This window comes from Pedobacter sp. (genome assembly GCF_035566355.1).
Taxonomy (GTDB): domain Bacteria; phylum Bacteroidota; class Bacteroidia; order Sphingobacteriales; family Sphingobacteriaceae; genus Pedobacter.
The window spans coordinates 1-7,846 of sequence record NZ_DATMRL010000262.1; the positions used below are offsets into that span (position 1 = coordinate 1).

The following is a 7,846-nucleotide window of genomic DNA, read 5'->3' on the forward strand; positions in this document are numbered from 1 at the left end:
GCAAATTATTGCCGATTCCCCTAACTGAACTGCAACGCAATTTTAACCTCACTCAAAATCCAGGATATGTTGGTCGTTAGGCAAAAAGCTAATTTTTAAAGTTTCTACTCATTTTTTAAAATTTCATTTTATGGTTTCTATTATTAAAACTGTGGGGCTTTCCCATAAGTATGGTAGTTCATGGGCAATCCATGACATTAATATCGATATTGGCAAGAAAGGAATATATGGATTATTAGGGTCAAACGGCGCTGGTAAATCAACCACTATGAATATTATTTGTGGTGCACTGAACCAGACGCAAGGGGAGGCCTTTATTAACGGGATCAATATCCGAAAAAATCCGCTTGAAGCGAAAAAGTCATTAGGTTACCTGCCCCAGCAGGCACCATTATATCTTGATCTGACCATAACAGAGTATCTGCGTTATTGTGCAAATTTAAGAGATGTAGACAAAAAAAAGATACCAGCAGCTATTGATGAGGTGATGGAAAAGTTTTCGATTACGCATATGAAAGACCGCGTACTAAAAAATCTTTCCGGTGGCTATCGTCAACGGGTTGGCTTTGCTCAGGCTGTTATTCATAGACCGAAAGTTGTGATCCTGGACGAACCTGCTAACGGACTAGACCCGGTTCAAATAGCGGATATGCGAAATCTTATTAAAGAGATTTCTTTTGAGAGAACAGTTATTCTTTCTTCTCATATTTTGCAGGAGATCCAAGCGGTATGCGATGAGATCATTATGATTGAACAAGGTCAACTTGTATTTGCCGACAGCATTGAAGCATTTAACAATTATGTCGCTCCACAGAGCATCATTCTCCTTTTTGAGAATCCACCAGCATCAGATGCGCTAGGTGTTATTCCTGGTATAAGCAGAGTAGAAAAGCTTTCTTCTAAATCATTCAGGGTCTTTTATGGTGGCGATAACAAAACAAATGAATCTATCATCACAGAAAGTGTACGCAATGAATGGCGACTAACAGAACTGACCGTAGAAAAGAATTCTGTTGATGAAATTTTCAAAGAGATAACAAAAAAGGCTATAAAAAGGAAATAATGAAAAAGATATTACATATAACCCGAACAGAACTCTATAATTTTTACTATTCTCCAATTGCCTGGTCCATGTTAGTGCTATTTATGGTACTGACCTGTGCAGACTATTTTAGTGTGGTTCAAAAGTTCTTAACTTTTTATGAGCAGGGTGGACCCTATCTGGAATTTACGAAATACCTTACAGACATAATCATAGACGATGGTCGGCATCCAGGATACTTTGTCAAGATCATCAGTAACCTTTATATCTTTTTTCCCTTGCTCACCATGGGGCTGATCAGCAGGGAAATAAGTAATGGCACTATGAAATTGCTGTATTCATCCCCGGTGCGGATAAGCGAAATCGTTTTGGGGAAATTTCTTGCGATGGTCGCTTTTACTTTTTCTCTGATTGTAGTGATCTTATTTACTTATGTAGCATTATCCATGAGCTTATCCCATCCTGACTATGGACATATGATAGCTGCTTTGGTGGGACTTTTTCTCGTGCTTTGCGCATATGCTGCAATAGGCTTATTTATTTCATCATTAACTTCCTATCCTCTTGTTGCAGCAATAATTACTTTTGCTGTGTTTGCCCTTTTTTCACGAATTGGTGGATTGTGGCAAGATATAGACTGGCTTAGAAATATTACCTATTATCTCAATTTGAGCGGTAAATCAGACCAGCTGATCAACGGGTTTACAAACTCCAGGGATATTGTCTATTTTCTGATTGTTATTGCAACATTTCTCATCTTCACTGTAATTAAAATTAAATCGGGTACCGAATCCATTTCTGTGGGTAAGAAAATACTCCGCTACACAACAGTGGTGTTGATGGCCTCTGTTTTAGGCTATATCACCAGTAGACCGGCTTTAAATATTTACCATGATGCGACCGAGGATCAACTCTACACTATAGCTCCTCCAACTCAAAAGATGGTTTCAAAGCTCAATGACGGGCCACTTGAAATTACTGCTTACGTAAATGCATTGCAATTCAGGTTAGCCAGTTTTGTACCTGCGCAACAAAATAATCTAATTGCTAAATTGTTTGAACCCTATATACGTTTCAAATCAGACATCAAGATTAAATTTGTATATTATTATAATGCAGATTCAACCAATTATTGGTTTAAGCTAAATCCCGGAAAATCAATAAAAGAAATAGCTGCAATTCAGGCCGGCGCGGTTAGCATGAGTATTGACCAGTTTTTACCTCCCGCAGAAGTACATAAACTGTTCAATGTAGACAAGGAAGAAAACCGGCATTTTTTCGTATTGAAATATAAAGGAAAAGAGACCGTTGTTCGAACCTTCGAGGACATTTTGTTCTGGCCTTCGGAAAATGAAATGGCTGCTGCCATTAACAGATTGATCAGTACACCTCCTAAAATTGCTTTCCTAACGGATGAATTAGAGCGGGGTCCGTTCTCTTTACAGACAAGAGATTACAATGCATTGGCAAATAAACTGGATTTACGTTCTTCACTGATTAACCAGGGGTTTGACTTTGAAGCCATCTCCTTGAAAAACATTCCGGCCATACCATTGAGTTATGCAGCATTAACTATAGCAGATCCGCGCACGCCATTTACTGCTGAGAACCTGCAAAAGATTAATGCTTATATAGCTGCCGGGGGGAATCTATACCTAGGTAGCGAACCAGATCGAAAACACATCATTAAGCCGATTTTTGACGGCTTAGGCTTGTCGCTTAGGGAAGGTATGCTGGTTCAGTCGAGCGATAAATACTCAAGTGACTTTATATTCAGTCGACTAACTGATCGGGCAAAAAATTTCTCTCCACGATCCAAGCGTTTTACTGAAGAGCAAATCACCTATTATGGCGACACAACATTAAGAATTGCGATGTCTGGAGCAAGTGCATTAAATTATGAAGAGAAGGATGGATTCAAAATTTCACCACTGTTTACAACCGATCCAAAACTCTGCTGGAATAGGGTTGCTCCAATCAGCAGCGATTCTCTGTCTTTGAAGGTAAAAGAATTGCCCAGCGACGAGCATGGTCGTTTTGTGACCTCACTTTTAATGGAAAGAAAGGTAAATGAAAGAGAACAACGTATCATAGTGGCATCTGATGCCGATTACCTTACAGGAGCTATGTTTGGTGACGAGCCAGAAAGGTATAATAAGTTTTACCCGGCATGGTGCTTTGGCTATTTCTCCTATGGAAAATTCCCTGCAAATACTTTGCACCCAGAGACAGACAATTCATTTAAGATCAAAGTGACAGATTTAGGGATCCAAAAGATCTTCCTGTTCTATTTAATTCCAGGAATTATAATTGTCATTGCTTCGATCATACTTATCCGTCGTAAACGTAAATAATCTGTAATGAAATATTTATTAACCGATGAGCAGACAATCGCTGATTTATCCATCTTTGATAAACCAGGTAAAACGTCTATCTATACCATTTTTAATAAAACAAAAACTCAGGGCGGGGCGCATCGTTTGGAAATGATTTTCAAAAATCCCTGGGCTGATGCGTCTCCCATAAACAGGCATGCAGCATTGTACCAGTTCTTCAGCCAAAAAGAGTTTGTTTATCCTGTTGATCCTATAACCATAGGCATCATTGCATTTTATTTGGAGAATGATGATGTCCGTACCCAAATTAAACCCGAAAGTGAAAGTTTTGGAGAGAAAATCAGGAACATGGTGTCAATTGATGCTGAACGCCAACTTATCGAAGATGGCGTTCAAGCCTGCCTGCGGGTATTCTATCAGCTAAACATTTTTCTGCAGCAGGAGGACAGTATTGCTGCAGAATCACCATATTATGAGCAATTTCGTCGGTTAGAGCAGATTGTATATCATGATTCGTTTAATGGGTTAAGAGAAGCGATGAATAAAGATGATCGTAAACTAGATACGATCAGGTTGGCGGAGTTCGATAAACGGTTACGCTTTGATCATCGGGAATTTGTGTTACAGTTACTCGAACTCTTATATGACCTGGATGTGTACATAGCGGTTGGCCAGGTAGCGCGAAACAGAAAATTCTGTTTCGCCAAAGCATTAGCCGATCGAGAAAACTTTCTACATCTTCATCAAGTATTTCACCCTGCATTGGAGCAGCCCATTGCAAATAACCTCGACATGGATCGTGAGGGTAATCTGATATTCCTTACGGGAGCGAATATGGCCGGAAAATCCACCCTTATGAAATCTATAGGCCTTTCACTGTACTTAGGCCATATGGGTTTTCCGGTTCCTGCAGAAAATATGGAATTTGCAGTTAGGGATGGCATTTTTACCAACATTAATCTGGCAGATAGCCTTAGTGCAGGCGCGAGCCATTTCTATGCAGAGGTATTGCGCGTAAAAGAAATAGCCAAAACTTTGCAAAGCGGCAAAAGGCTGTTTGTGGTTTTTGACGAATTGTTTCGTGGAACCAATGTGAAAGATGCCTATGATGGTACCATTGAATTGACACGGGCTTTTTGCCGCAAGAAGGAAAGCCAGTTCATTATTTCAACCCATATTATGGAAGCTGGTGAAGTCCTGTTAAAAGAAAACCTGAGCATTCAATACCTGTATTTGCCTACCATCATGGAAGGGAATCATCCCAAATATACAAGGGTACTTAAAACAGGAATCACAGACGACAGACAGGGAATGATCATTATTAACAATGAAGGTATCCTGCAAATGCTGGATAACGGATTAAAAAAACAGAAAAAGCTATGCAATTTATAACCGATAAGCAAACCCTGGCAGATTTGAATTTGCTGGGAAAATATAAATCAGGCTCTCTGTTCAACTTTTTTAATCGCGTAAAAACAAAAGGGGGAGAGTTACTGCTGGAAGAAATGTTCCGTACACCGCTTACGGATGTTGTGGGCATCAACAACAGATCTGCCTGTATTCGATATCTGCAAAAAATAGGTGTTGGGTTTGAAGTGGATAACGAACCTTTAGAAGACGCCTTACAATATCTTACAGGTGCAAGACCCTCAGGATTTATTGCAAGCCTTTTAGGTTGTTACAGATTGAAAATTCAGGAGATATTGTATCATTCTGATAGCTTTCAAGTACACCAGCAACAAACAAAAGCCATGCTACAGGTATTCAGGTCAGCAAATATCCTTTTAGGGAATTTGGAAAAGCTGGAAGAAAAAGATAATCCATGCAAGTCTTTACAGAGCAGGTTATCTGAGGTCATTAAAAATGTCCCAATCCAGCATTTTGAACTCGATCGCCCGTACTCTCTGCAAGAAACAGCCCAATTTCAGGACTTGTTTCTGAATAAATTTAGAAACCAAGTAGAGCAGTTATTTCATATCCTTTATGAATTTGATGTTCTCATCTCTATTGCATCTGTTGCCGCAGAAAGAAAACTGTCTTATGCTAAGGCAAGCATACGAGATTCAGACATTCTTATGGAAGCAGAAAATTTAAAGCACCCCACCTTGAGCGATGCTATTGGCAACAGCTTTTCACTGTCCCGGGAAAAGAATCTGGTTTTTCTTACCGGTGCCAATATGGCTGGTAAATCAACCTGGATGAAAACTCTAGGCGTGTCCTTTTACCTGGCCCATATGGGCTTTCCAATAGCGGCTGACCGCATGACCTTTCAGGTGATGGAAGGTATCTTTACCTCCATCAATGTACCGGATGACATAGATGCAGGGTGGAGCCATTTTTATGCTGAAGTAATACGCGTTAAATCTGTTGCCAAGGAAGTTAGTGATGGAAAGAGACTGTTTGTGCTTTTTGACGAACTTTTTAAAGGAACGAATGTAAAAGATGCTTATGATGCAACATTAGCTGTTACTGAACGCCTTGCCGGTTATAAAACCTGTGCCTTCGTCATCTCCACACATATTATCGAGGTGGGTGAAGCACTATTAAATACCCCTTCCGTTATTTTTCGATATATGCCAACCATTATGGTTAACTCAAAGCCTCAATATACCTATCACTTAACCGAAGGGATTACTACAGACAGGCAGGGAATGATCATTATTGAGAATGAGAAAATCCTGGAAATACTAGGATAGTCTATTAACCAATTTTAAAAACAAAATGAGATATAAATTTTTAATGACAATACTGCTTTCCGGAATATTCCTGGTAAGCAACGCACAGCAGGTAAAGTTTACCGAATATAACCTGGACAATGGTCTGCATGTTATTCTTCACCAAGACAAAACCGCTCCCGTAGTGGCCGTTTCTGTCATGTACCATGTGGGTTCTAAAGATGAAAATCCTTCCAGAACCGGATTTGCCCATTTTTTTGAACACCTCTTGTTTGAAGGAAGTGAAAACATAAAGCGGGGTGAATTTATGAAGATTGTAAGCAGTAATGGCGGAGAGTACAACGCTAATACTTCTCAGGACAGAACATTTTACTTTGATATTTTTCCATCAAATCAATTGGAGCTTGGATTATGGCTGGAAAGCGAACGTATGCTGCATCCCAAAATCGATAATGCAGGTATTAAGGTCCAGAATGAAGTAGTTAAAGAAGAAAAACGTATGCGTAACGACAATAAACCTTACGGTAAGTTTGATGAAAAAATATTTACACATTTATTTGAAGGGCACCCTTATAGCTGGCAGCCGATAGGCTCTATGGCACATCTGGATGCCGCAAAACTGGATGAATTTCTTGCTTTTTTTAAAAAATATTATGTGCCTGATAATGCGGTATTAACAATTGCTGGGGATCTGGACATAGAAAAAACTAGAGTTCTTGTGGCTAAATATTTTGACGAAATACCAAAAGGTACTCCGGTGGTGAAGAGCATATTCGAATTAAAACCGATGACAAAACAAATCGTAGATACAGTTTACGATGCGAATATTCAAATTCCAGCCATATGTGCAGCCTACCGTGTTCCAGGAATGAAAAGCCGGGACAACAAGGTGTTGGAAATGGTCAGTTCCATTTTATCTGGAGGAGGCAGTTCCAGGCTGAAAATGAAAATGGTAGATGACAAGAAAACAGCCATAGAAGTTGCTGCATATAATTATACACTGGAAGACTATGGCGCATATATAACCTATGCTTTACCCAACAACAATACATCGTTAAATGATCTTTTGACCGACATCGATGCCGAGGTTGTTCGCCTTCAAACTGATCTGATCAGTGAATCGGAATTCATAAAGTTGCAAAATCAGTTTGAAAATGTATTTGTAAGTAACAATACAAAAATGATCAATGTAGCTGAAAACCTTGCAAATGGCTATACATTTCAAAATAAAAACACCAATGATTTGAACGAACAGCTTACCCATATTAAGTCGATCACCCGCGAGGAGATCAGAGATGTAGCTAAAAAATACCTCAACAAGAACCAGCGTGTTGTACTTTATTACTTACCAACTAAATAGACATGAAGAAGATATTTATATTTTTTATTGCGGCTTTATTTGCACAGGGTGCAGCAGCGCAAAAATTAGACAGAAGCCAGAGGCCAAAACCAGGACCTGCACCTATCATCAAATTTGAAGACCCCGTAATCTATAAATTACCCAACGGCATTACTGTTCTGGTGGTACACACCCATAGATTACCGAAGGTTTCCGCAAGTTATAGTATTGATGCGGGGCCAATTTCTGAAGGATCAAAAGTGGGGATTCTTGGATTGTTGAGTGGGATGCTCAATGAAGGAACGACAACAAAAACGAAAGTTCAGTTTGATGAAGCCGTTGACCAGATGGGTGCAGAGGTTAGTTTGTCTTCTGGTGGCGGACAGGCTTCGGCCCTGAGCCGTTATTTTAAGGATGCATTTTTATTGATGGCTGAAGCCCTGAGAAATCCATC

General features: G+C 39.6%; 6 protein-coding genes and 1 pseudogene. All 7 read left to right on the forward strand.

Annotated features, from left to right (window positions below):
- The first annotated feature begins 8 nt into the window (after nucleotides 1–8).
- Nucleotides 9–80, forward strand: coding sequence for a hypothetical protein (locus VNZ46_RS29385; RefSeq protein WP_414693487.1), 72 nt, complete (start codon nucleotides 9–11; stop codon nucleotides 78–80).
- A gap of 50 nt (nucleotides 81–130) precedes the next feature.
- Nucleotides 131–1,063 (forward strand): ABC transporter ATP-binding protein, encoded by a 933-nt coding sequence (locus VNZ46_RS10325; protein ID WP_325560091.1) that lies wholly within the window; start codon nucleotides 131–133, stop codon nucleotides 1,061–1,063.
- On the forward strand, nucleotides 1,063–3,396 hold the full coding sequence (locus VNZ46_RS10330) for a Gldg family protein (protein WP_316834908.1): 2,334 nt from the start codon (nucleotides 1,063–1,065) through the stop codon (nucleotides 3,394–3,396). The genes VNZ46_RS10325 and VNZ46_RS10330 overlap by 1 nt, the downstream gene beginning before the upstream one ends.
- A gap of 6 nt (nucleotides 3,397–3,402) precedes the next feature.
- Nucleotides 3,403–4,770 (forward strand): MutS-related protein, encoded by a 1,368-nt coding sequence (locus VNZ46_RS10335; protein ID WP_325560092.1) that lies wholly within the window; start codon nucleotides 3,403–3,405, stop codon nucleotides 4,768–4,770.
- The gene (locus VNZ46_RS10340) at nucleotides 4,758–6,074 is read left to right on the forward strand and encodes a MutS-related protein (RefSeq protein WP_325560093.1); all 1,317 of its coding nucleotides are present in this window, start codon (nucleotides 4,758–4,760) and stop codon (nucleotides 6,072–6,074) included. Before VNZ46_RS10335 ends, VNZ46_RS10340 begins: the two co-directional genes overlap by 13 nt.
- Before the next feature lie 25 nt (nucleotides 6,075–6,099).
- Nucleotides 6,100–7,413: a pitrilysin family protein gene (locus VNZ46_RS10345; RefSeq protein ID WP_325560094.1), complete on the forward strand. Its 1,314-nt coding sequence runs from the start codon at nucleotides 6,100–6,102 to the stop codon at nucleotides 7,411–7,413.
- 2 nt (nucleotides 7,414–7,415) lie between these two features.
- A pseudogene (locus VNZ46_RS10350) lies at nucleotides 7,416–7,846 on the forward strand (hypothetical protein); the annotation flags it as partial.

Bases quoted from the DNA above. Each gene is read 5' to 3' on its own strand.
- VNZ46_RS10325 (WP_325560091.1), top strand. From the start codon at position 131: ATGGTTTCTATTATTAAAACTGTGGGGCTTTCCCATAAGTATGGTAGT.
- VNZ46_RS10330 (WP_316834908.1), top strand. From the start codon at position 1,063: ATGAAAAAGATATTACATATAACCCGAACAGAACTCTATAATTTTTAC.
- VNZ46_RS10335 (WP_325560092.1), top strand. From the start codon at position 3,403: ATGAAATATTTATTAACCGATGAGCAGACAATCGCTGATTTATCCATC.
- VNZ46_RS10340 (WP_325560093.1), top strand. From the start codon at position 4,758: ATGCAATTTATAACCGATAAGCAAACCCTGGCAGATTTGAATTTGCTG.
- VNZ46_RS10345 (WP_325560094.1), top strand. From the start codon at position 6,100: ATGAGATATAAATTTTTAATGACAATACTGCTTTCCGGAATATTCCTG.